Source organism: Pseudomonas sp. JL27(2026), from assembly GCF_056933555.1.
The window spans coordinates 2,815,143-2,839,076 of the sequence record NZ_CM167794.1 but is presented as its reverse complement, the minus strand read 5'-3'; the positions used below and the strand labels follow the sequence as shown (position 1 = coordinate 2,839,076).

Annotated in this window: 17 protein-coding genes and 1 pseudogene; 12 read left to right on the top strand and 6 right to left on the bottom strand. The window is 57.0% G+C overall.

What is annotated here, in order from left to right; genetic code table 11:
• Positions 1-96: 96 nt before the first annotated feature.
• Positions 97-477, bottom strand: coding sequence for a type 1 fimbrial protein (locus tag AC1Z1G_RS12860; RefSeq protein ID WP_483627458.1), 381 nt, complete (start codon positions 475-477; stop codon positions 97-99).
• Positions 478-735: 258 nt separating this feature from the next.
• On the opposite strand from AC1Z1G_RS12860, the gene AC1Z1G_RS12855 reads away from it, so the two are divergent.
• The 8 genes from AC1Z1G_RS12855 to AC1Z1G_RS12820 all read left to right on the top strand — a co-directional run bounded on the left by AC1Z1G_RS12855 (position 736) and on the right by AC1Z1G_RS12820 (position 14,002).
• Entirely contained in the window at positions 736-1,704 is a 969-nt protein-coding gene (locus tag AC1Z1G_RS12855; protein WP_483627456.1) for a fimbrial protein, read from the top strand.
• A gap of 54 nt (positions 1,705-1,758) precedes the next feature.
• Entirely contained in the window at positions 1,759-4,578 is a 2,820-nt protein-coding gene (locus AC1Z1G_RS12850) for an ATP-binding protein (protein WP_483627455.1), read from the top strand.
• Positions 4,565-5,752, top strand: a complete 1,188-nt coding sequence (gene pvrR, locus AC1Z1G_RS12845) for a response regulator cyclic di-GMP phosphodiesterase PvrR (protein ID WP_483627453.1) — start codon at positions 4,565-4,567, stop codon at positions 5,750-5,752. Before AC1Z1G_RS12850 ends, pvrR begins: the two co-directional genes overlap by 14 nt.
• A gap of 85 nt (positions 5,753-5,837) precedes the next feature.
• Positions 5,838-9,059 (top strand): hybrid sensor histidine kinase/response regulator, encoded by a 3,222-nt coding sequence (locus tag AC1Z1G_RS12840; protein WP_483627451.1) that lies wholly within the window; start codon positions 5,838-5,840, stop codon positions 9,057-9,059.
• 44 nt (positions 9,060-9,103) lie between these two features.
• Entirely contained in the window at positions 9,104-9,751 is a 648-nt protein-coding gene (locus AC1Z1G_RS12835) for a response regulator (protein WP_483627449.1), read from the top strand.
• Positions 9,752-9,930: 179 nt separating this feature from the next.
• The gene (locus AC1Z1G_RS12830) at positions 9,931-10,518 is read left to right on the top strand and encodes a fimbrial protein (protein WP_483627448.1); all 588 of its coding nucleotides are present in this window, start codon (positions 9,931-9,933) and stop codon (positions 10,516-10,518) included.
• A gap of 74 nt (positions 10,519-10,592) precedes the next feature.
• Positions 10,593-11,342, top strand: coding sequence for a fimbrial biogenesis chaperone (locus tag AC1Z1G_RS12825; protein ID WP_483627447.1), 750 nt, complete (start codon positions 10,593-10,595; stop codon positions 11,340-11,342).
• 182 nt (positions 11,343-11,524) lie between these two features.
• Positions 11,525-14,002 (top strand): fimbria/pilus outer membrane usher protein, encoded by a 2,478-nt coding sequence (locus tag AC1Z1G_RS12820; RefSeq protein WP_483627827.1) that lies wholly within the window; start codon positions 11,525-11,527, stop codon positions 14,000-14,002.
• A 921-nt stretch (positions 14,003-14,923) separates the two neighbouring features.
• Here AC1Z1G_RS12820 and AC1Z1G_RS12815 read toward each other — a convergent pair.
• From AC1Z1G_RS12815 to AC1Z1G_RS12805, 3 genes and pseudogenes are all read right to left on the bottom strand, one after another.
• Positions 14,924-15,079 (bottom strand): annotated as a pseudogene (locus tag AC1Z1G_RS12815) (hypothetical protein); the annotation flags it as partial.
• Between the two features lie 313 nt (positions 15,080-15,392).
• Entirely contained in the window at positions 15,393-15,965 is a 573-nt protein-coding gene (locus tag AC1Z1G_RS12810; RefSeq protein WP_483627825.1) for a hypothetical protein, read from the bottom strand.
• Positions 15,966-16,259: 294 nt separating this feature from the next.
• Positions 16,260-16,712, bottom strand: coding sequence for a hypothetical protein (locus tag AC1Z1G_RS12805; protein WP_483627446.1), 453 nt, complete (start codon positions 16,710-16,712; stop codon positions 16,260-16,262).
• Between the two features lie 804 nt (positions 16,713-17,516).
• Here AC1Z1G_RS12805 and AC1Z1G_RS12800 point away from each other — a divergent pair.
• Both AC1Z1G_RS12800 and AC1Z1G_RS12795 read left to right on the top strand, forming a co-directional pair.
• Positions 17,517-17,894 (top strand): c-type cytochrome, encoded by a 378-nt coding sequence (locus AC1Z1G_RS12800; protein ID WP_483627444.1) that lies wholly within the window; start codon positions 17,517-17,519, stop codon positions 17,892-17,894.
• Positions 17,895-18,936: 1,042 nt separating this feature from the next.
• Positions 18,937-20,526, top strand: coding sequence for an ABC-F family ATPase (locus AC1Z1G_RS12795; protein WP_347905965.1), 1,590 nt, complete (start codon positions 18,937-18,939; stop codon positions 20,524-20,526).
• A gap of 109 nt (positions 20,527-20,635) precedes the next feature.
• On the opposite strand, the gene AC1Z1G_RS12790 is transcribed toward AC1Z1G_RS12795, so the two are convergent.
• Positions 20,636-21,673: an alpha/beta hydrolase family protein gene (locus tag AC1Z1G_RS12790; protein WP_483627442.1), complete on the bottom strand. Its 1,038-nt coding sequence runs from the start codon at positions 21,671-21,673 to the stop codon at positions 20,636-20,638.
• 250 nt (positions 21,674-21,923) lie between these two features.
• A complete protein-coding gene (locus AC1Z1G_RS12785; protein ID WP_483627440.1) occupies positions 21,924-22,535 on the bottom strand; it encodes an FMN-dependent NADH-azoreductase in 612 nt (203 codons plus the stop codon).
• A gap of 127 nt (positions 22,536-22,662) precedes the next feature.
• Between AC1Z1G_RS12785 and AC1Z1G_RS12780 the strand changes: the two genes are divergently transcribed.
• Entirely contained in the window at positions 22,663-23,571 is a 909-nt protein-coding gene (locus tag AC1Z1G_RS12780; RefSeq protein WP_483627438.1) for a LysR substrate-binding domain-containing protein, read from the top strand.
• Positions 23,568-23,927: an MmcQ/YjbR family DNA-binding protein gene (locus AC1Z1G_RS12775; RefSeq protein ID WP_483627436.1), complete on the top strand. Its 360-nt coding sequence runs from the start codon at positions 23,568-23,570 to the stop codon at positions 23,925-23,927. The genes AC1Z1G_RS12780 and AC1Z1G_RS12775 overlap by 4 nt, the downstream gene beginning before the upstream one ends.
• Positions 23,928-23,934: the final 7 nt, after the last annotated feature.

Genomic DNA, 23,934 nt, shown 5'->3' with positions numbered 1-23,934 from the left:
TGCGCCTTCACCTTTACCTTGAGCAATGCCCCCACCCAACTCCAGTGACGAGCAATACGTCAACCTGCCACGACGTCGCTAGATGAAGGTACGTTTTCAAGGCGAACTCAGGGTAATCAAATACACCCCCGACCGCATTGGCTTGCCCGCACCGTCCACCAGTTCGTAATGCTGATCATAGTAACGATCGTTCTGGCTGATGCCAGCGAGCAGTTTTATATCAACATCGGAATGATCAAGCACACTGACCGAACGAACCGGCTCGGCGGCACGCACACTGACGGCACTGCCAGGCACCGGGGTCGGGCACCCATTGAACTCAAACGTCGAACTCGTTCCCACGTGGGAGGTACAGCCTGACTCGACAATACTGCCGTGAAACTGGATGACACCCAGGCCCAATGGGGTGGCCGCCAGGCACATACCGCTCAGCGCGAAGAACAGGCTGAAACCGACCGACAAACGCTTACCGTTCATGTTGACGCTCCTTAGGGATGTAAGGACTGCATCGACAAGTCTGGCTGGGATCTTGAGGCTTTTAGGGAATACCTGATGTTTTTTTGGTTGGAGCTCCATCCGCATCTCAAGTCGTACCAGATGTTGCAAACAAAGCAGCACCGCTTGGGCGCGTCGACTGGCAAGGCACCACCCACAAACTAAGAAAAGCCTTATGTTCGTAGCCTTTTGCAGACTTTAGAGTGCGCGGCTCCTTTGCCAACGTGTACCGCCATTAATATGAAGCTTTCAAAAAAACAGCGCCCACTGCTGGCCACCACCGCGTTGATGATGTTGGTGTATGCGTCGGGTGCCATGGCGGCGAACTGCACTGCCACCGACTCTAAAACCGAAACCCTGAACTTCGGCGCCAGCCTGGCAGGTACCAGCCTGACGATTGCCTCCGGCACCCCCATTGGCACGGTCGTCTACCAGGACAGCGTTCAAGCAGCGGGCCATAACTGGAAGTGCACTTCCAGCTCAATGTTTGGAGTGGCTCTGAACTCGGCACTAGGCACTGTTGACAGCAGCACCACGACTTTCCCCCTGGGTAAAACAGGGCTCTCGTTCCGACTGTGGATCGATCCCCTTGACCGCTATCAGTGGTCTTTGCAAAGTATCCCTGCAAACTCCAGCTATGGCATTGGCGCTGGGACCTACCGGCTTGAAATCATCAAGTCAGCCGAATTGCCAGCGCAAAGCACCTTTCCCGGAGGCTACCTGGCTAAACTCCAGGGCGGTGAGTTGGTGTTCAGTAACCTCAACCTGATCAACCCCATCGTGCTGAACAGCGCTTCCTGCGAAACCCCCTCAGTGCCCGTACAAATGGGCGATGACTATCACCTGCAAGACTTCAGTCGCGTCGGCGACACTCCGCGCGTGGTCAAATTCAACATCGGCTTGAACCAGTGCCAGTCCGGCATCAAGAAAGTGACCTATTCACTCAAGGCCACCACCAAGATCATTGATGCACAAAAAGGCATTGTGGCGCTGAACGCCAGCTCGACAGCCAAAGGCATCGGCCTGCAATTGATGAATGAAGCCGGGCAACCTATCGCCCTGGGCACCACCTACCCGTTCACCGCCTTCAACACCACCGGCACAGACTTTAAGATACCGCTGTCGGCAGCGTACTACCGCTTGGCCGAAGATGCGATTCAGGCCGGCAGCGCCAACACCGAAGTGACCTTCATCGTGAATTACCTATAACAAACTAAGGATCGTCTTATATCTCCCGCCCCCAGGCCTGCCTAAAGTGGCGCGATGAGACTGAAGACATACCTGCATCAGATCAACCCGATCCTTTCCACCCCTAATGCCGCCCGACGCCTGCTACGCATTTTTGCCTTGGTGTTGCTGATCGGCATCCTGGGGGGGGTCTATAACTTCCTGTTGTTCACGTTCAACAATGAGATCTCCCAGCGTCGCGGCTACATGAGCAGCGCGATTGCCGAGGCCCATACCTTTTTCACTACCCGCGAAGCCCTGCTCGAGAGCCTCAGCCTGTCGGCCACGCGTAAATCCAGGGTTGCACCGCCGACGTCCGATGAAGAGATTCACCTGCTGCTAGGCAATGCTCCCGGCAAACAGTGGAGCATCTGGCTGACCCAGCGCATGCGCGACTGCTTGAAAGCCAAGCAGGTCAGCCTGATCTACGTCAGCAGCGGAGCCAACGCCCAGGTAGCGCGTCTGTACACCGCCACCCCGGTGGCGAGAGCATTTCCCCAGGCGATGCTGAACCGGCTGGAAGCCCTTAAGCACGACAACACGCCAGCCCTGGAAGAGCTCTGGCTGACCCATCAATCGGCCGAGCATTCACAGCTCTACATATTCATTCGTTTGGATGAGCGTGACGTGAATTCCGGCTGGCTGGGCCTGGAAATGGACGGCAGGAAAGTCTCCAATGCCTTGAACGACCAGAGCGCGGGCGAGTTCATGATGTTCAACGCCCAAGGCATGCTGTTGTTCACCAACAGTCATACCGAACACTTGAGCCAGAGCCTGTTGCAGCTTCAGAGTCAGAACTTCTTCGGGCTGGTCGGCTCGGGCTGGCTACCTGATCATTTGGTCATTCGCAAGCAACTGAAATCTTCAGACTGGCAACTGGTGTACTCCATTGATTTGCGTGCCTTGCTCACCGAGTTGGCGCCGCAACTGGGTGGAGCATTGTTCTTTTGCCTGTTCAGCATCAGCATGGTGTGGCTGCTGACCCGGCGCCTGGAGTACCGGTTCGTCGTCCCGGCAATCAGCCGTATCCAGGCGCTGATCGAAAGCGAGCTGTTCAGCCGCGATGTTATCCAGACCGCCCCCGTGGCGCTGTGCGTGTTGCGTCGCACCGATGGCCAGGTGGTACTGGAAAACACCCTGTCCCAGCAGTGGCTGGGGCAAGGCAATGAACGGGAACAGCTGTGCCCAGGCTGGATTCAGAAAGCCTTCGATACCGTGGCGCCCGCCCTTACCGATTACTTTGAAACCGCCGATGGCCGGCACCTGTACCTGAGCTCTGCCCCTACTCGCTACAAGGGTGAAGACGTGTTGCTGTGTGCCTTCAGCGACATCAGCGCCCGCACCCAGATCGAAGAGGCGCTGGAACAAGCACGGCAGTTGGCCGATACCGCCAATGAGGCCAAGACTTTGTTTCTGGCCACCATGAGCCATGAAATTCGCACCCCGCTGTATGGCGTGCTAGGGACTCTGGAACTGCTGGCACGGACCCACCTGGATGCCCAGCAACGAGACTATCTGCGAGCGATTGAAGGCTCTTCTGCTACCTTGCTGCAACTGATTTGCGATGTGCTGGATGTGTCGAAAATCGAGGCTGGGCAACTGGCTCTGGAGTTGAGCGAGTTTTCCGCGCTGGAGCTGGTACAAGAGGTCATCCAGGGATATGCCGCTGCAGCCCGCAGCAAAGGTTTGCAACTCTACGCCTGTCTGGACCCGCAGCTGCCGGATCGGGTCATTGGTGATGTCACAAGAATTCGTCAGATCCTCAACAATCTGCTGAGCAACGCCGTCAAATTCACCGACTCCGGGCGCGTGGTGCTACGGGTCAGGCTGCTATGCCGCGAAGGCGAGCGCGCAAGTCTGCAGTGGCAAGTCTCCGACACCGGAAAAGGCATCGCCCAAAACAATCAACCGTTCATTTTCGAGCCCTTCTACCAGACCGCAGGCAACACCAATGTGGTAGCTGGCACCGGTCTGGGTTTGCCAATCTGCCAGCGCCTGACCCACTTGATGAACGGCAATATGCGCATGGTCAGCGAGTTGGGGTTGGGCAGTAGTTTTTCCCTGACCGTGCCACTGGAAGAGCCCTCGAGCTACACAGTACCGACCGCCATGACAAGACTCTTGCAGGAGATCGTCTACGTGATTTCACCAATACGCGAGTTGGCCGAGGTCATCAGTGGCTGGTTGCGTCGCTGGGGCGCGCGCCCGCAAATCGGTCGCCCGTCACATCTGGACCTCACCTCGCAGAGTGTATTGATCGAACTGCACCCGGGCATTCTCCAGCAGCGCCTTGAACCCGAGTGGACCGGCCCGCTGGTACTGGCCACCGGCGATGGCAGCAATGAACCGCAAATCATGTTCGGCGGCTGGAAGGTCAACCTCAATGATCTGTTGGCCATTCATCAGGCGGTCAGCCTGGCCCAGGGGCTGTGCGTGGCTAAACCCCAAGAGCACAACGAGCAGCGTGATCTGAAAAAACTCAAACTGCATATCCTGGTGGTCGAAGACAACGTCATCAATCAATTGATCCTGTGCGATCAACTGGAAGAACTCGGTTGCACCGTGAAACTGGCGTCCAACGGCGAAGAAGCGCTGGTGATCTGGCGCAGCGAAAAGTTCGACATCGTCCTGAGCGACGTCAATATGCCCCGGCTCAATGGCTACGAACTGGCACGTGAACTGCGCCGCCTGGGCTGCACCACACCGATCATCGGAGCCACCGCTAACGCCATGCGCGGTGAAGATGCCTTGTGCCTGGCGGCCGGTATGAATCACTGCCTGGTCAAGCCTTTCACGCTACGAGCCCTGTTCAATTACCTAGCGCCCTATGAAAGAACAGCCCATGAAGCCCTGTAGCATTTTGATTGTCGAAGACCATCCCTTCCAGCATCTGTACTTGCAGCACTTGTTCAGCGAACTGGGTGATTTTCATCTGGAGTCCGCGCGAGACGGCGAGGAAGCCCTCGCCCGTTTGAAAAAGCGTGAATTCGATCTGGTACTCACCGATCTGCTGATGCCCGGCATGGACGGCGTTCAGTTCATTCAGGGGCTGGCAGCCCTGCACTCGCGGCCCGCCCTGGCGATCATGAGCGCGGCCTCACGACGCATGTTGATGGGTGCAAGCCTGGTGGCCCGCAATCTGGGGGTGAAGGTGATCGGGCTGATTTCCAAACCGGTGAAACCCACCGCCCTGCGCAGCCTGACCGATCAACTCGTCGGGTTGCGTCATGCTGCCCTGCCCTTGCCCGCTCCGGGCATCGATCATCAGGCGATCCTTGACGCCTTCGACAACGGCGAGTTACAGGCCTGGTTCCAACCCAAGAAGGCCTTGGCCAACGGTCGCATTGTCGCCGCCGAAGCCCTGGTGCGATGGATGCACCCTGAGCACGGCATGCTGCTTCCCGCAATGTTCCTGCCAGCACTCAAGTCATTGGGCCTGGAGGAACGCCTGCTGTGGCGAGTGCTCAAACACGCCATCAGTGCCCAGGCTCAATGGCGTCAGCAGGGATACGACATTCCTGTGTCCGTCAACCTGCCGACTCATCTGCTTAATAGCTATGACCTGGCCGACCGCATTCTTGAGTTTGTCCATGAGCATCAGGGGGTTCCGGGGAAGATTTGCTTCGAGCTGATGGAATGCTCGGTACCGCAGGACATCAGCAACTTCTACGCCGGCGCCTGCCGTTTGCGGATCAAGGGCTTCGGTCTGTCGCAGGACGATTTCGGCAAGGGCTACAGCTCCTACATGAACCTGGTGTCGACACCTTTTACCGAGCTCAAGATCGATCGGGCGCTGGTCCAGGGTTGCAACGATAACGAGGAATTAGCCCAGGCGCTGACCAGCATTGTCGCCCTTGGGCGGCAATTGGGCCTGACCGTGGTGGCCGAAGGTGTAGAAACCGCACAGGAGCTTGCTCTGTTGCGTAAAATCGATTGCACTCAGGTTCAGGGTTTCCTGATTTCCCATGCCGTGTCTTCGGATCAGTTCCAGCAGTTGTTGACCCATGACGGTCCGGCAAGCGCGTATTGACCCGCAGATACCTGCTGTTGAACGTCTCTTGCTTCGAGGTCACTGTGCCCAACTGTTTTCGGTTCACCGGTTGCGTGGCTGCGCGATGAATCATCCCACTACCATTTTCGAGAAACTGGCCAGCAGCTCGCTGCGCCTGAACAAAGGCCTGACCGTGCTCTGTGCAATGGTGCTGCTGTTGATTGGCATCAGCGTCTGGGGTGTGCAGCGAATGCTCGAAGAACAGCACAACACAGTGAGATTTCACTTTACCCGGCTGTTGGAGAATCTGCGCGAACAGGAAGCCTTCCTCAATGCCGTCTCGCGGCAGAGCATCAAGGGCGAACTGCTGACCTCACAGTCTTCACCGATGGCGTTGCAAAAATTACTGCCCGATGAAGGACCTGACGTTTATGAAGGAAGGAAGTTTTCGTTCTCCCTGCCATTCAGCGTGAAGGTCAATCCCGAGAAGATCGCACTCAGCCAACACCCTAAAGTCTTTACCTTGGCCGCTCACCTGGCTAATGACTACAGCGCCTTCTGGTCCGCCTCACACTATCAGTCACCACAGGTGTTCCTGTTCAACGTCCCGGATAACTTCGACATCGCCGTGCCCGTCGCCGGGCGACTGCGCGGCGAGGGCCAGATTCAGGGCGGCGAGTTTGTCGAGGTGATGAGGCACGTTCTACAGCGACTGCACGATAAGAATCCAAAGCCGCTGGACAGCAGGATTCACTGGGTGCAATACAACACGGCGCTCGAGAACGTTAGCGCCCCGTCCGTCCTTGGCTACGTCAACATTGACCTGTCCTCGACCCCATTACATATTGAGGGCGCCAGCCCTTGGGTGGTGGTCGCCTCACTGCTGAATCTGTCTCAGGTCAACGACATAGAGAGAGTCATGCAGTGGTCCATCTATGACCATTTCACCCTCATCGCCCCCTCGGGCGAGGCGCTGATCGGCGCGCTGAAACCTGAGTTCAAACTCAATGAAGGGCTGAACTTCAACAGTGACGGGCTGGTGTTCAAAGTATCGAGCCCTGGCGAACGGCACTGGTCGGCCATCTACGTCATCAGTTTGAAGAGCTTTCTGAATTATGCCCTGTGGCCCTTGCTGAGCCTGTTAGCGTTGTTGGTGGCGGGGTTGGGTTGCGGTTGGGCCTTCAATCGCTGGTACAAAATCCAGGTAGTACTCCCTGCGCATCGGGCCCATGAAAGCATCGCCGAAAGCGAGGCGTTCAGCCGTGCTGTCATCGACACCGCGCCTACCGGTCTGTGCGTGATACGCCGCAGCGATTACACAGTATTGCTGGAGAACCAGCGCGCCCAGCAATGGCAAGACACGGCCCAATTGATCCGCGCACTCAACCGCCAGCACGACCTTACCCGCTCTGGACAGACCGACCTTGAGATCGAAGGCCGTCACCTGCATGTCGATTTCATTTCCACCCGTTATCAAGGCCAGGACGCCTGGCTCTGCGCCGTCCATGACGTCACCCGTCATATCGAAGACGCCGTGGCACTGGAAGAGGCACGAAAAGCCGCCGACTCGGCCAATGAAGCCAAGACCCGGTTTCTAGCCACGATGAGCCATGAAATCCGGACACCGCTGTACGGCGTACTCGGCACCCTGGAACTGCTGGGGCTGACCGCGCTTGAGCCGCGTCAGCAGGAATACCTGCACACCATCCAGCGTTCCTCGGCGACCTTGTTTCAGTTGATCAGCGATGTGCTGGATGTGTCAAAGATCGAGTCCGGGCAAATGACCCTCGAAACCCAGGACTTCTGCCCGCTGGAACTGACCGAAGATACCCTGCGCACCTACAGTGCATTCGCCGAGGCCAAGGGGCTGCAACTCTATGCCTGCATTGACGCCGAACTCCCGGATCGGGTGCGCGGTGATCCGCTGCGCATCCGCCAGATCCTCAATAACCTGCTGAGTAACGCCATCAAGTTCACCGACAACGGTCGGGTCGTGCTACGGGTTAGGGTGTTGGAGAACCGCGACGCAAACGTCAGCCTGGAATGGCAGGTCAGTGACTCGGGCATCGGCATTTCCCAGGCCCAACAGGTACAGTTGTTCGATCCTTTTTATCAGGTCCGCGATGCCTCGAGCGAAGCTGGCGCGGGCTTGGGCCTGGCGATTTGCTGGTGGTTGTGCGAGTTGATGGCCGGCCAGCTCAAAGTAGTCAGCGAGCCTGGCCTGGGCAGCAGTTTCTCTCTGCAACTGGCGCTTGAGCGCCTTCCGGGAGAGCTGGCCGATTGCCCTGAGTTCGAGCCAGGGGCACCAGAAGTTCATGTCCGCGCGCCATCGCAGGAGCTGGCGCAACACCTCTGTGCCTGGCTCAACCGTTGGGGCGTAGAGGCCAGGCCCACGGGCGCCGACATGAAACAAACGCTGGCATCGACGCTACTGGTCGATGTATTGCCGGGCAGCAACGATGTGCCCTGGCCCAGCCCACGGATTATCGCCACAACGGGAGGTCGCAACCCGCCGGAGTACTCGGCCCACGGCTGGGAAGTCGATGCCCATGATCTGCGCGCCATTGCCTGGGCCGTCCACCTTGCGCAACAAGGTGCCGGCGCTCAGAGCCGCCCATCGTTGCCCGAGAAAACCCGCAACCTGAATCTGCGAGTGCTGGTGGCCGAAGACAACCCGATCAACCAGGCGATCATCAAGGAACAACTGGAAGCACTGGGCTGCTCGGTGGTGGTTACGGCTGATGGCGAGCAGGCACTTGCCCAGTGGCTGCCTGAACGGTTCGACCTGGTGCTGACCGACGTCAATATGCCAGTCATGAATGGCTATGAATTGGCCAGGATCCTGCGCCAGCGGGATCAAGGCTTGCCCATTATCGGCGTCACTGCCAATGCCATGCGCGAGGAGGGTGAACGGTGTGCTGCCGTCGGCATGAACGCCTGGATGGTCAAGCCCCTGAACCTGCATACCTTACGCACGCAATTGCTCAAGCTCGGCAAAAAAATAGCCGAGCCGGCGCACGCCTTCAACACGCCATCGCGCCCGGTCTCTGGACTTGCAGCAGACCCGGTGCAGCTGTCGCCAAAAATGCGTGAGCTGTTTATCAGCACTATGCAGCAGGATATGCAGGACACCCGTACCGCGCTGGACCGTGGCGACACTGACAGCGTTGCGCAAAGACTCCACAGCATGGCCGGGGCGTTAGGCGTGGTTCAGGCCGGCGCAATCGCCCTTGCCTGCGCCGAGCTGGAGTGCCGACTGACGGGGTTCCCCATCACGCCCTCTCTGGCGCTGGAGGTCAGAAAAGTCCTTGAAGACCTGACCGTCGTGCTGATTGCCCTTGAATAATTTCAACCACTTTTCACCCAACAACACCTTACGGATGGCTGGTCATGGAAAAACTTAACGTTGTCATTGCTGACGATCACCCCATTGTGTTGCTCGGGGTTCGTGAGCTGGTTGAGCGTGATGATCGCTTCAGTGTGGTGGGCGAAGCCATCAGTTCCATCGGGCTGATTGACCTGCTTGAACACCAGGCTGTTGACCTGGTGATCACCGACTTCAACATGCCCGCGGACTCACCCTACGGCGACGGTCTCAAACTGGTGGAGTATTTGAAGCGGCACTTCCCAGCCGTGCACATCCTGGTATTGACCATGATCTCCAACCCCTTGATTCTGACCCGGCTCAATGAACTGGGCGTACTCGGGGTCATTCAGAAGAGCCAGTTGCACAACGAAATTGAAGTCGCGCTCAAAGCGGTGGCCAAGGGTCGTTCGTTCCAGAGCGCCGGCCCCGCACCGACTTCAGTGGTGGAGTCCACTGCCGCCCTCGACGAACGTTTTGCCCGGCTATCGCCCAAAGAACACGAAATACTGCGCCTGTTTGTCGCGGGGCTTAGTGTCGGCGATATTGCGCGCGGCCAAAACAGAAGCGCCAAGACCATCAGTGCACAGAAGGTATCAGCGATGCGTAAACTGGAAGTCAACAGCGACCAGGACTTATTGGCTTATTGCCTTGAGCGCAAACTCTTTAGCTAACCGGCACCATTAAAGTGGCTACTCCAGCCACTTTCAGCTCCGATAACCATCTGGAACTTTTCACTTCACCTGTCGGTACTCGACACTTCTAAGGATCGTCTGATTTCCCCGTCTAGATAGTCTCCGTATCGTGTGACTGCACCTCGATGCAGCACTTTTAAACCTATACGGAAATCAAAATGAAAAAGCTCTCCCTGGCACTTATGACCCTGTCGATCCTGGCGGCCACTGGCACCGCATTGGCAGCAGATCCGGTTGTAACCAAAGCGGGCACCGGCACCATCAACTTCTCCGGCAAAATCAACAACGATGCGTGCTCCGTTCAGGGGTCGGACCTTAACAAGACGATCTCCGTGGCGATGGGTGAAGTGTCGATCAAAGACATGGGCACCGCTGCCGCGCCGATTGGCAGCGGAAAATTGAGCGCCGAAAACTTTGGCATGAAGATCAGCTGTAACGCCGGTACCAAAGTATCGATGATCTTTGAACCGAAAAAAGGTGCCGGCACAGGCCTCGTCGAAGGCACCAAAGTACTGGATTTGATTGGTGGTCTGGGCGCGGCGAAAGGCATCGGTATCGCTCTGCTCGACGCCAATGGTGCGCTGATCGACCTGACGTCGGACGCCACGGCTCGCGTCGAGAACACCCTGCAAGAGGGCAACACCACGCTGAAATTCTCTGCAGCCTACGTCACCACCGGCGCTGCCGGCACCGCCGTCGCCGGTCGCGGTGACGCCACCCTACCGTTCACCCTGCAATACGAATAACCCCGGGAGCGGTTCCGACCCGGTGCGGGGCAGGACTGCCCCGCCCTTTATTTTGCGATCAAACGGTAGTCATCATGCTTACTCCTCACCCCCTTTCCTTTTGCCTGGGCATCCTCGGCATGCTCATGGTCACCCAGGCCACTGCCGGCATCTCCTTGAGCGCCACCCGCCTGGTCTTTGACGGCAAGCACAAAGAGGCCGGCATCACCGTGCGCAACAACGGTGAAGACGTGTTGATTCAGTCATGGGTCGACAGCAATGGTCCTGACGCGACGTCGGTGCCCTTCGCTGTCACTCCGCCACTGGTGCGGATATCCGGTAACGAACAGCAGTTGCTGCGGGTGATCTATGAGGGCACGGGGCTGGCGTCCGACAAAGAGTCGGTGGTCTGGCTCAATGTCCAGGAGATCCCTCAGGCGGCCACAACGCAAAACACTTTGCAGCTCGCGGTTCGCCAGCGCATCAAAGTGTTCTTTCGCCCATCGGGGCTGAATACCAACGCCTATCTGGCGCCAACAGAACTGCACTGGCAATTGGTGGAGCGGGCAGGGAAAACAGTCTTGAGGATTGATAACCCCGGCCTCTACCACGTGTCCATGGTGGATATAAAACTGCAATCGGGACAATCAACTGAGAAAGTCGTTGATTCAATGATGATCGCTCCAGGCGAACAAAAAGAACTCATCGTCAAACAATTCAATAGTGCCGGCACTGCAAACTTGTCGTTCATCAGTATCAACGACTATGGCGCCCAGGACCGTTATGCCACTCAACTTGTCAGCACTGCCACAACCAAGGCCAGCCTGATTAAAGAATCGCCTTAACGCGTCTGTTTAATGATCAGTCATACATCCACCGTACTTTACTTCGCTCCGCTCAATCGTTCGTATCGGGGGGGATATAGGTTTTTTGCATGCCTTTACTCACTTGCAGCAGATCCCATCGTGACGCCCTCCCCTGCAGCCGACTGACAAATACCCCTACTGTGTCGCCTCTTTGGCTGCTGATGGTGATCGCGTCCAGCCTTCCCGCTCTGGCAAGTGCAACTGCTTCTGGCAACGTCGCACTCGAACAGGAGCCGTTCGAGCAGTTCAACACCTCGTTTCTGCAAGGCGCCCAGTCGTCCGTGGATCTGCAATTGCTGTTGTCCGCCAACAGCGTGCTGCCGGGCAACTACCGGGTCGACCTCTACGGTAACGAGGTATTGGTAGGTCGCCGTGATATTGATTTCCGGCGCAATCCGAAGAATGGCAAGGTCGAGGCCTGCCTGACTCTGGACATGCTCCAGCAACTGGGCATCGACATGACCAAGCTGGAAGCCACCGATCAACTCAATCCCAATGACCTACAAGCCTGTTATGACCTGCCATCACTGATTGACAGGGCCACTGTGCGCTACGACGTCAGTCGACTGCGCTTGATGGTCAGCGTGCCGCAAATTGCCATGCAACGCGGCATGCGCGGGTATGTCGACCCGGCGCTGTGGGATGACGGGGTGTCGGCGACGTTTATCAACTATCAGTTAAGCAGCAACCGCAACAGCACGGACCACGCCACCACGCTTTCCAATAATGTGGGGCTGCGTAACGGTATCAACCTGGGCGCCTGGCGGCTGCGTAATGAGTCAAACTTCAGCAGCAGTACCGGCCAACCCAACACGTTCAAGAGCAACCGCAGCTACTTGCAGCATGACGTGACCGCGTTGAAAGGCCAATTCAGTGCCGGCGATATTTTCTCCGACACCGACCTGTTCGACAGCGTGCGTTATCGCGGCCTGAAACTGGCCTCCGACGAAGGCATGCGCGCAGACAGTGAGCGCGGCTACGCGCCGATCATCCGCGGCGTGGCGCAAACCAGCGCCACGGTGGAGATCCGTCAAAACGACTACATCCTCTACACGGCTAACGTACCGCCCGGCCCATTTGAAATCAGCGATATCTACCCCAGCGGCTCCAACGGTGACCTGCAAGTGACCATCATTGAAGCCGATGGCCGTCGGCGGGTCACGATGCAGGCGTTTTCCAGCCTGCCGATCATGGTTCGCGAAGGCCAGGTGAAGTACAGCGTCTCGGCGGGCAAGTACAACAGCAACAGCGAGGGCCTAGCGTCGCCGCAGTTTGTCAGCAGCACGCTGGCTTACGGTCTCAGCAGCAACCTGACCGGGATTGTCGGTGTCCAGGCCTCGGACAATTTCGAGGCGCTGGCGCTCGGTGCCGGACGAAACACCGCCATCGGCGCCGTTTCCGTCGACCTGACGCACTCTTCCAGCCGCACCCGGGGCCAGTCGGTCCAGGGTAATAGCCTGCGAGCGTTGTATGCCAAGACGTTCACGGGCACCGACACCAACTTCACCCTGGCCGCGTATCGTTACTCGACCGAGGGCTACCGGACCCTGGCCAACCACGTCGAAGCACTCGACGCCGATGGCCGCAAACCCACGGGCAACTCGAAAACCCGCACAGACCTGACCATCAACCAGAGCCTGGGCCGCAACCAGCAATACGGCAGCCTCTACCTGAACGCCAGCGACCAGCGCTATTGGGGGCGTGGCGGCTCACAGAGCGTGTCCACCGGTTACAGCAACCACTGGGGTGAGTTGAGTTACAACCTCGGCGCAACCTATACCAAGGACATTGCCGATTTCGGTGCATCGAACAATGACACCTTGATCAACCTGTCGCTGTCGTTTCCGCTGGGTTCCAAACCCCGGGCGCCACGGGCCTTCGTATCGGCCAGCACGCAGAAGAACAGCGATAGCACGCAAGTCGGTATCAATGGTTACTTGTCGGAAAACAGCGACACCTATTACTCGCTGCAAGGCGGCAACAGCAGCACCGGCGGTAACTCAGTCTCGGCCAACATCAGCACCCGCACCTCGGTGGCGGATGTCAGCGCCGGTTACAGTCAGGGGCGCGGCTACACCTCACAAAACCTCAATCTGGCGGGTTCCATCGTTGCCCATGGCGGCGGAGTCAATCTTGGGCAAACGGTGGGTGAAACCTTCGCGCTGGCTGAAGTCCCTGGTGTTTCAGGGGTCAAGATTGGCAGCTACAGTGGTGCTGAAACGGGTGCCAACGGCTTTGCGGTGGTCTCCAACGCGCAACCTTATCGGGTGAACTGGATCAGCCTGGATACGCGGGATCTGGGCGCGGACATCGAGATTGATAATGCAACCCAACAGGTTGTACCAAGGCGCGGCGCCGTGGTGCTGGCCCGATATGCCAGTAAAAGCGGGAGACGGGTGCAATTCGAACTGTTCGATGCCCACCATAAGAGCATCCCGTTCGGCGCCGTGCTTGAAGACGCGGCGGGAAAACAAATGGCGATCTCTGACCCCAGCGGCAAAGCCCTGGCACTCGTGGAACAGGACTCAGCCACCCTCAGCATCAAATGGGATGGCAAACAATGTAAGGCCCCCTATTCACTACCCGAACGCAACAAGTCGCTGAACTACGAGCGTGTGGTTTTAGTGTGCGAGCCTTAAAAACAGGGTGACTCACCGCCCGCTTCAAGTACCGCTACTGTGACCTTGGGATGTCGAAGTTCTACAACCCGAATTGGCCCAAGCGTTGTAGCAACTCATTGTGTGGAGAAAGTCGCCTCCGGCAGTACAGCATGGAGGCTATGTACCGGCCTCACACTTATACTGACAGGACACCGTCATGCTCAAGAAGCAACCACGAATTTTGATTATTGATACATGTTGTTTACGGCGCCTCCACATCGAGAAAATACTCAACAACCTGGGCTACTACCGCATCGTTTCAACCCATTCGCTAGAGGAAGGATGGAGGTTGACTCAAATCGAGTCATGCCCAGTCGAATGGATAGTAACTACCGAGCAAAGCCCCTCCTGACGATTCCCCACAGCAGGAAACTTCAATTGTTTGTAATGAGCTATCTGTCATTCAAGATTTCCTTCGTCTGGGTAAGTATCGGCATAGAGCCATTCTCTATTAATGTCACCTAAAGCTTGATATTCCTTCCGCGTAGACCTGGCGCTCAGCCAGCGCAACGCCGTCGCCGGTAATTCCGACACTTCGTTGAGCCGTCGCGGGGGCAAGTCGGGCACGCAGCATGACCCATGGTCTTCCCGCCACTTACATTTTTAACCGCAAAGCATTCACCCATCCCTGAAGTTGGCTATACCTATACGGTCACCAAGGAGGTGTGTGCCATGCATTTTTTCTGGTCTCTATTTGCTCCACGTAATGAATTTAGAAATTTTGCCCAGGTTGATCACAAAGGATTGTGCAAAGCCTTCAAGCGGTGCGCTACGCCACCGCAGGACGACTCGTGGATCGAGGTTAAAGAGCCGTGCCTCAGCTGGCTCGGTAAGCCACTCCCCAGCTCTGCCTGGGTCATTCCTGCGACTGCGCATCACCGTGTTAAAGCTGATGGTGCATCACTGACACGCGATCAATGCCGCCCCTAACTCCCGCTCGTAACCCATCTGCTGCCGACGCTCAGCCAGCAGCGCTCGCACCTTCACTTCCAGATTGTCGGTCTTCAGAAGCCCGGCGGCTGCCCACGGTGAGGGCGCCACCTGCGACGCGCACGGGTCCCCGCCGATCCGCTCCTGCATCAGCCGATTCGCCGCGGCGTGTTGGCGACATAATCGGCCTGGACTTTCGGGTCGTCAGGGTTCGCCTTTTTCAGCACCTCGACATCGCGCAGGCCTCAGTTCGCCTTGGCGCACTTTTGGACAGCGGTGTGAGAAACGCCACAGAAGGCAGCGATCTCTCTTACGCAAAGCAGACCCCATCACACCGACCGAGCAGGTCCAGATCGACACTGGACATGCCGCTTTTTGAACTCATCAACAGTGTGTGAAGCCGTTCGGTGACACGGTTCAGGGCACCAGACGGCAACAACTATCCTGAGACCGAGTGTTTCTCATCACCCATAGTCCCCGCTGTGCTGGCGACTGTCAGCGCCACACCGCAAGCCAACAGCGAGAGCGCAGCAAAAGCGCCCATCACATGTAAATACGGCATCACATGGTTCCACGCTCGAGCCACCCCCAAGAAAGAAGCGAATAACCAGCCGCTCATGGAGAGCGCGCCCAAGAGAGCAAGACGGGCACGAGCAGAACCGCGTAACAAGACGAATGGGGCTTTTTGCAGCAGTGGGAAACCGACTCGATGCAATAAGGTACCGTTCAGGGTGAGCAGCGCGACAACGGTCGCCTTGGCCCAGAGCTTCTGGTTGAGAAGATACATTTCCCCCTCAACAAGACATCCCTGAAGCACCAACAGCAGACCACTTCCCCAAAGGGCAAGCAGCGCAAGGCAGACGATCCTCTGAGTTTCCTCAATGTACTCAAGCCGAGCCTGATCGAGCACTTCCTTGCGCCAACTCCAAAGCTTGTGATCGGCCAGCAGTACTCTCCCCAGAGCAATACAAGTGGCAAGCAGATGGCCGTAAACGAGTAGCATTTTGAGCATTACCTTGACCTTATTTTTATGTGGGTAATGCACTCCCTCGCACCCTTTGATTTGAAACTAAATGATACATATTAATATTTGCATCAACAAGTTATCTGCTCAACCTCCCATCTGGGTCCGGAATCACCTGCTCTCACACGGTGTCTGTGTTGTGATCCATCGCATGGGCAATGATGTCGCGACACCCTTTGATAATTCGCGAAACGTGTCGCGACCTACCGAGCCACCTCAGTTACACAAAATCTTAGGCATAAAAAACCCCGCACAATGGCGGGGCTCTCAAAAACTGATGAATTACCAAGTTCCAGTCCCGCAAGGGTTCTCTTTCGAAGCATAAGGCTTGGTCAATTTGCTGAGTCCTTTGACTGGGATCGAGCTGGTAAAGTCGCCAGCTTTCAACTCAATAGTTTTGGCCTTGCGCATTGCAGCCCAAAACGCTGGAAAGTATCCGGAGCAGGCGTTGCACTCAACATAAAACGGATTGCTGTACTCGACACCGTCAACGATTACGTCGAAACCGCCTTGATCGTTGTGCGAGTAGAACGGCTTACCCGAAATAGTGGCGGATGCGCTCACCGGACTCATCTCGTCATTTTCGTCACAGGCAAAGTTCAGATAGCTTTTTGCCTCATCACCCGCAAAAAACTCAGTCTTCCCTTGGCCCCAGCCAGACTGCCATTCGTTGGTTCCGGCTGATGCTGAAGCACAAGCCAAAGAAAGCAAAATCGCGAATGCAGCTCTGTTCATACCCATATCCCTATCATTATTGGCCAGCCAAATGATGCCAATTTAATATTAAACGGATGTCTTGGGCAAATTGAGTTCCGCAAACGAAAAAAACCGGCTCAGTGGCCGGGTTCAGATCGTGTGCGCGAATGTCAGAAATGGGTACTGCCACAACCACAGCCACATTGAAAGCCACGCAGGATAAGCCTTTGATTTCTAAGGTGGATATCGTTGGTTCCTGGAATGGTCCCGGCAGGTGTCAAATACCTCATGCCAAACAGGCATAACCCCTCCTCCTGGCGTTCTGCCGACCAAGATCCCCCTCTATCGCTTCAACATTTCATGCTGCTACGCTGCCCTCTCCACGGAGGACCCGCAATGCCAAATTCAGACCTGCTCCCTTCCCTGCTGTTCAAGCTCAACGAAAACCAATTCGCCCTTGAGGCCGTCATCAACCCCGTCACGCTGGACGTGGACTCCACCGTACTGACCCGCTGGGGGCACTCAGATCGACGGCTGAGCCAGTCACCACCCCTTGCTGGCCATGCTCACCAATCTGCAACTTCCCGCGCTGGAAGTCTGGCGCCTGTATCGAGGCAGGGCCGATTGTGAGAACCGCATCAAGGAGTCCAAGGCCGACTTTGGTTTGAGTAGCTTTGGGTTACTGGGGCAATGCCGGCGAGCCAGTCGACCTCTCGCGGGCGCGAGCACATTGCTAATGAACAGTCCCGGTTAAAATATTATCGAGAGAATTGAGTGTGCAGTAGCAACTCCGGGAGTTGCCCTCGATTCAGATCTGATTTACACAACAAGGCAACATGAAAAATGAAAATATTATTCATCGCTTCGCTAGGCATTTTATCGCTAATTCAAACATCACTGTCCCTCGCGGACAATGCCAATGGGAAAAATCTCTATTCACAGAGATGTACCATGTGCCACGGAACAGATCTCAAAGGAACAGGACCATTGGCCAATAAAAGCAACCCTCCCACACCTGACCTTACAACGTCCGCTTTCAAAAAACGGCTAAATGATTATCCGGGCGTTATTGTGTCGTCGATAATACTTCGTCCAAATGGAGACTTGATTCCAAGGACTTTGCAAGAGAATGGTGTAAAGCTACCGCCGTACGCCTGGAGAATTAAGGATCTGCGCGATTTAAATCAATACATGAGTGGTGCGATTTCAAAAAATCGATGATTTCGAGATGAGCGGTGGGCACAGAAATCTAAAAACCATTTCAGGGTTGGTTACAAACAAGTTATTCAGCGAAGAGCTGATGAGACATTAGACATGATCAGTCAGTGTCCAAAGCATGAGCCAGCGGCAACCAGCTCAACGTCAGCCTGACGATAACTGCCCGAGCGCCTGGCACTCCCCGGCGCCGGTCACCGACCTCAAGTCAGCGGTATGTTGCTGGTGATCACATTCCTGCTTCCACATTTGCACACGGGGATCATCGCTTCGGAGCGTTTACGATAAGACTCGTAGTTGTTTGCAAGGACGGTGTTAAAGCCTTCCCAGCGCTCTTCCGTTCTACCCCAATCATCTGAACGCCAGATCTGTACACCTTCATGCCCGCAATCGCCGCAGGTCGCTTTGTACCTCTTCTCAGCCCAGCTCATTTTGACCACCTTTCACTGAACAGCTTCTGAAACCTAGCAGCAAATCCGCCCTTTTTCCCCTCCGACACCACTCGCATGCGACTTCCCACGGCGCCCTCCGGCTGCTGGCCGTGCTGTGAGGTCGCAGCCGAATGGTTTTGGACCATCACACGGAGATCCAATCATGGGTACAAGGCGATTCACCTAGGCCGACGGTACTCCAGGCAGCAAGTTGACGGGCAAGGTCGTCGTGATCAAGTTTGCCGGCGCGCCACCAGGAGTATGCTTCACACTCACTCCCCTTACGTGTTCCCCCGCAAGGGAAATGAGTTCATTTACGAGACCGGTGTGCTCGACAAGCACTTCAAGCAAGTGCTGAACGCCCTATCGTTAAGAGAGCGACCCCAGTACAATTGCCGCCACACATACGCGACCCTTTGTCTGATGACAGGAATGAATCCTGCTTTCATCGCAAATCAACTCGGGCATAGCGTCCAAATGCTGCTGTCCACTTATGCCAGATGGATCAGTTCTGCTTCTGACTGGAATGAAATCTCCAAGCTCGGAATGTCAGGAATGGGTACTAAATCGGTACTGCCGCAACCATAGCTACTCTGAAAGCCCCGCAGGATAAGCCTTTGATTTCTACAGCAAATATCACGATGCAGTTCGGCGCCAAGCCGTTATTCGAGAACGTTTCAGTCAAGTTTGGTGCGGGTAACCGCTACGGTCTGATCGGTGCCAACGGTTGCGGCAAGTCGACCTTCATGAAAATCCTCGGCGGTGACCTCGATCCGTCCGGCGGCCAGGTCATGCTCGAGCCGAATGTGCGTCTGGGTAAGTTGCGCCAGGACCAGTTCGCCTACGAAGAATTCACCGTGATCGACACCGTGATCATGGGCCACGAAGAACTGTGGAAGGTCAAGGCTGAGCGCGATCGTATCTACTCGCTGCCGGAAATGACCGAAGAAGACGGCATGGCCGTTGCGGAACTGGAAACCGAGTTCGCCGAAATGGACGGCTACACCGCCGAATCCCGTGCCGGTGAACTGCTGCTGGGCCTGGGTATCGGCATCGAGCAACATTTCGGCCCGATGAGCGAAGTTTCGCCAGGCTGGAAACTCCGTGTTCTGCTGGCTCAGGCACTGTTCTCCGATCCGGAAGTACTGCTGCTCGACGAACCGACGAACCACCTGGACATCAACACCATCCGCTGGCTGGAAAACGTGCTGACCCAGCGCAGCAGCCTGATGATCATCATCTCCCACGATAGACACTTCCTGAACAGCGTCTGCACCCACATGGCGGACCTGGACTACGGCGAACTGCGCCTGTTCCCGGGCAACTATGACGAGTACATGACCGTGGCGACCCAGTCCCGCGAACAACTGCTCTCGGACAACGCCAAGAAGAAAGCTCAAATCTCGGAACTGCAATCGTTCGTCAGCCGCTTCTCGGCCAACGCCTCGAAAGCCAAGCAGGCCACCTCCCGCGCCAAGCAGATCGACAAGATCCAGTTGGCCGAGGTCAAGCCTTCCAGCCGCGTGAGCCCGTTCATCCGCTTCGAGCAGACCAAGAAGCTTCACCGCCAAGCGGTCATTGTCGAACGCATGGCCAAAGGGTTTGACGGCAAAACCTTGTTCAAGGACTTCAGCTTCACCGTTGAGGCCGGCGAACGCGTGGCAATTATTGGCCCGAACGGTATCGGCAAAACCACCCTGCTGCGCACCCTGGTCAACGAGCTGACCCCGGATGCCGGTAGCGTGAAATGGACCGACGCCGCAGAAATCGGCTACTACGCACAAGACCACGCTTCGGACTTCGAAGACGAATCCAACCTGTTCGACTGGATGGGTCGCTGGACTCAAGGTGGCGAGCAACTGGTTCGCGGCACCCTCGGCCGCATGCTGTTCTCCAACGACGAGATCCTCAAGTCGGTCAAGGTCATCTCCGGTGGCGAGCAAGGCCGCATGCTGTTCGGCAAGCTGATCCTGCAAAAGCCGAACGTGCTGGTGATGGACGAACCAACCAACCACTTGGACATGGAGTCCATCGAAGCGCTTAACCTGGCGCTGGAAAACTACCCGGGCACGCTGATCTTCGTCAGCCACGACCGTGAGTTCGTATCGTCCCTGGCCACTCGTATCATCGAGTTGAGCCCAAGCGGCGTGATCGACTTCAGCGGCACCTACGACGACTACCTGCGTAGCCAGGGCGTGGTGTTCTAAGGGCAACTACAAGCCTTTAGCTACAAGCCTCAAGTGAAAAGCCCCGTCCTGGTGACGGGGCTTTTTGCATTTCAGGGGCGGTGCGCTCCAAGTGCAAACGCTGCATGGCTCACTGATCGGCGGTCTGCATTCCGGCTCGGCTGGAGGTGCCCAAGGTGTGGGAAAAGAACCGCCCGGCTTCAGAGATCAGATTACGGTGGATGTCTTCGCGATCAACGCCATCGGCATCGGTGCACAGTGCCGGCATGGCCACCTGTTGCTCTTCGGTGCACGGCGCCATGAACACAAAGTGCCCTGCCCCGGCCAACAGCTTGAAGTCCGGTGCGATCGGCAGCTTGCGCGCCAGGGCTGCAGCATTTTTGTCGAAGGCCACCAGTTTGTCGCCATCACCGCTGTAGAGCAGCACCGGCACATGCACGTCGGCCAAGGTATGTCGACCGAACTTCAGGCTCAGCGGCGCCATCAGCAACAAGGCATGAACACGCGGATCGGCCACGGGTTGCAGGTCATCGCGGTCGACAATCAACTCGCCTTGGGTATTACAGGCATCGCGGTCATCTGGACGCTCCTGACAATAGCGACGCAGGCGGTCCAGGTCCGGCGTGGCCCCGGACAGGATCAACGCGGTTTCACCTCCCGCCGAGTAGCCGATCACGCCCACCTGATCGGGATTGACGAACGGCGACAGCATCGGGTCCGCGAGGGTCGCGGTGATGGCTTCGGAAATCTGGATCGGCCGCCCATAAAGGTTGCTCAAGGTGCCGAGGCGGCTATGGTCCCTGGAGTTGTCACCGGGATGGAACACCCCCACCACCACGAAGCCTTTGCGCGCCAGCGAGGTGGCAAGATCGTGAAGCGCCAGCGGAGTGCCGGTATTGCCATGGGACAGCATCAGTATCGGGAAACGGCCAATGGCAACTTTGGCGTCTTCAGTGGCCTCGATCTGATAACCCTCGACCTTGCTGGAGTGCTCTTTGCCGGTCGACGGGTAGAAGGCGATGGCGCGCATGGGTTGCAAGTCCAGCGGGTCGAGAAATCTCAGCTCATGGAAGCCAACGCTCCAATGAGGATGCGACGCAGGCGCGGCGTGCACTGACATCAGGCTGCCGAGCAGGCAGATCAGTAACACTGCACTTAGACGCATCATGGGATGCCCCACCTTGACTGCTTGATTGGAAAACCCGCTTCTCCTCCAATCCCTTGGATTAAAGGCCCTGGACCCACGCTTGGCGCGTTCAAGGCTGTTGCAGAGCGAGGCCGATAACCCTCGACTGCATAACCTGGGCCAAAACCTTAAACGCCAAAAACAGAAAACTCTGTACTCCGGTCGTTTTACGGCGACCAGAATACAGAGTCTAGTGGGTAATGCCTGAGCTATTTGCGACTTTACCGATATCTTATGCGGCAGCGAACAACTGCTCGCTGATCTGCGCCTGCGCATCGCTCATGGCTTTGCCGCGAACCTCGTCACCGTAGGCCAGGCCGTGGGCGCGGACGAACTCGATGTCAGTAATGCCCATGAAGCCCAGCATGACTTTCAAGTAGTCTTCGTGACCCACGCCGGTGGCCTGGCCCACATGCAAACCACCGGAGGTGGACACCACCACGACTTTTTTGTTGCCGCACAAGCCTTCCGGACCGGCTTCGGTGTAGCGGAAGGTCTGACCGGCAACGGCGATGCGGTCGATCCAGGCTTTAAGCTGGGTCGGAATGGTGAAGTTGTACATCGGCGCTGCAATTACCACGGCATCAGCAGCGAGGAACTCGGCCAGCGTCGAAGCGCTGAGGTCGGCTTCGTGCTGTTGCGCGGCGTTACGCAGCTCGGCAGTAGTGCCAGCAGCGACCAGCGTCGCGGCAGAAAAATGGCTGATGGCATCAGTGGCCAGGTCACGGTAAGACACCACAGCCGTTGGCTCGGCGGCTTGCCAGGCCTTGACCACTTCGCGGCTCAACTGACGGGAAGCGGAGTTATCGCCAAGGATGCTCGAATCGATGTGCAGAAGTTTCATGTGGGATCTCCAAGTGAGGATCGCCACCGGGCGATCAAGTTGGGTTAATCCTACAGACGAAACCAATAGCTGATTAGACTGCACAAATGCGATAGTTCGTCCCACTTACAGGACAATGAGGCGCACCATGCAAGACCTGAATGACCTCTATTACTTCGCCAAAGTGGTTGAAGCGGGCGGTTTCGCGGCGGCCGGGCGTTTGCTGGGGATTCCCAAGTCGCGGTTGTCGCGGCGTATAGCTGAACTGGAAGAACGCCTCGATGCCCGACTCCTGCAGCGCACCACTCGCCAACTCAAGCTGACCGCCGTCGGCGAGCGCTATCTGCGTCACTGCCAGGCCATGTTGCTGGAAGCGGAAATGGCCGACGAAGCCGTCGCCAGCATGTCCAGCGAACCACGCGGGCGTTTGCGAGTGTCATGTCCGGTGGGGTTGGCCCACGAATTCTTGCCGTCGGTCATCAGCTCTTTTCTGGAGAAGTTTCCTCAGGTGCAATTGGAGATGCAGTTGCTCAACCGCCGCGTCGACCTGGTCACAGAAGGCATTGACGTCGCATTGCGGGTTCGCGAACTCGGTGATGAAGACCCGCTGCTGGTTACCCGGCGCCTGCGTCAGGCGCAGATGATCATGGTCGCCAGCCCGGATTTTTTGCGCGAACGCACCATCAATAGCCCTGAAGACCTTAAACACGTCCCGGTGCTCGGTGCGCTGGAAGCCGACCGGATGGTCCATATGCGTATGCTCGATACTCAGGGCCAATCCGTTGAACTGACGCTGGAAGCGCGCCTGGGCATCGATGACTTCATCGTGCGCAAGGCCTGCACCCTCGCGGGGCTTGGTTTCACCCTGCTGCCGATGATGTTCTGCGAACAGGAACTGGAGAACGGCTCGCTGGTGCAGTTGCTGCCGCAATGGTCGTTGCCCGGCGGTTGGCTGATGGCCGTCTACCCTCATCGGCGCGGGCTGCTGCCGGCAGTGCGCGCCTGGATTGACCATTTGACCGAATCATTCAAAAGTTGCGGGGATCGATTGTTATGAATGCCAGAACCATGAACGAAGACGATGTGGCGCGTTTCTGCCTGGCCTTGCCCGGCGCACAGGAAGATTACAAGTGGGGCGGTGTGCGGGTGTTTTCAGTGGCCGGGAGCAAGATGTTCGCGCTGCAAAACCTGCGTGGGGAGTCACTGGCGTTCAAGGTCGACAAGGAGCTGTTTCTCGGGCACGTCGACCGCCCGGGTATCGGGCCCGCGCCGTATTTGGCGCGGGCCCAGTGGATCATCATGCAAACGCCCTACCCGCTTGGCGCCGAGGAACTGCAAGGCTTGCTGCAACGCTCTCACCAGCTGGTGGTGAGCAAGTTGCCCAAACGTGTCCAGGCCGGGTTGCTGCTATAACGCGAAC

Excerpts from the sequence above, each read along its gene's own strand:
- AC1Z1G_RS12860 (WP_483627458.1), bottom strand. The coding sequence starts at position 477 with ATGAACGGTAAGCGTTTGTCGGTCGGTTTCAGCCTGTTCTTCGCGCTG.
- AC1Z1G_RS12855 (WP_483627456.1), top strand. The coding sequence starts at position 736 with ATGAAGCTTTCAAAAAAACAGCGCCCACTGCTGGCCACCACCGCGTTG.
- AC1Z1G_RS12850 (WP_483627455.1), top strand. The coding sequence starts at position 1,759 with ATGAGACTGAAGACATACCTGCATCAGATCAACCCGATCCTTTCCACC.
- pvrR (WP_483627453.1), top strand. The coding sequence starts at position 4,565 with ATGAAGCCCTGTAGCATTTTGATTGTCGAAGACCATCCCTTCCAGCAT.
- AC1Z1G_RS12840 (WP_483627451.1), top strand. The coding sequence starts at position 5,838 with ATGAATCATCCCACTACCATTTTCGAGAAACTGGCCAGCAGCTCGCTG.
- AC1Z1G_RS12835 (WP_483627449.1), top strand. The coding sequence starts at position 9,104 with ATGGAAAAACTTAACGTTGTCATTGCTGACGATCACCCCATTGTGTTG.
- AC1Z1G_RS12830 (WP_483627448.1), top strand. The coding sequence starts at position 9,931 with ATGAAAAAGCTCTCCCTGGCACTTATGACCCTGTCGATCCTGGCGGCC.
- AC1Z1G_RS12825 (WP_483627447.1), top strand. The coding sequence starts at position 10,593 with ATGCTTACTCCTCACCCCCTTTCCTTTTGCCTGGGCATCCTCGGCATG.
- AC1Z1G_RS12820 (WP_483627827.1), top strand. The coding sequence starts at position 11,525 with ATGGTGATCGCGTCCAGCCTTCCCGCTCTGGCAAGTGCAACTGCTTCT.
- AC1Z1G_RS12810 (WP_483627825.1), bottom strand. The coding sequence starts at position 15,965 with ATGCTCAAAATGCTACTCGTTTACGGCCATCTGCTTGCCACTTGTATT.
- AC1Z1G_RS12805 (WP_483627446.1), bottom strand. The coding sequence starts at position 16,712 with ATGAACAGAGCTGCATTCGCGATTTTGCTTTCTTTGGCTTGTGCTTCA.
- AC1Z1G_RS12800 (WP_483627444.1), top strand. The coding sequence starts at position 17,517 with ATGAAAATATTATTCATCGCTTCGCTAGGCATTTTATCGCTAATTCAA.
- AC1Z1G_RS12790 (WP_483627442.1), bottom strand. The coding sequence starts at position 21,673 with ATGATGCGTCTAAGTGCAGTGTTACTGATCTGCCTGCTCGGCAGCCTG.
- AC1Z1G_RS12785 (WP_483627440.1), bottom strand. The coding sequence starts at position 22,535 with ATGAAACTTCTGCACATCGATTCGAGCATCCTTGGCGATAACTCCGCT.
- AC1Z1G_RS12780 (WP_483627438.1), top strand. The coding sequence starts at position 22,663 with ATGCAAGACCTGAATGACCTCTATTACTTCGCCAAAGTGGTTGAAGCG.
- AC1Z1G_RS12775 (WP_483627436.1), top strand. The coding sequence starts at position 23,568 with ATGAATGCCAGAACCATGAACGAAGACGATGTGGCGCGTTTCTGCCTG.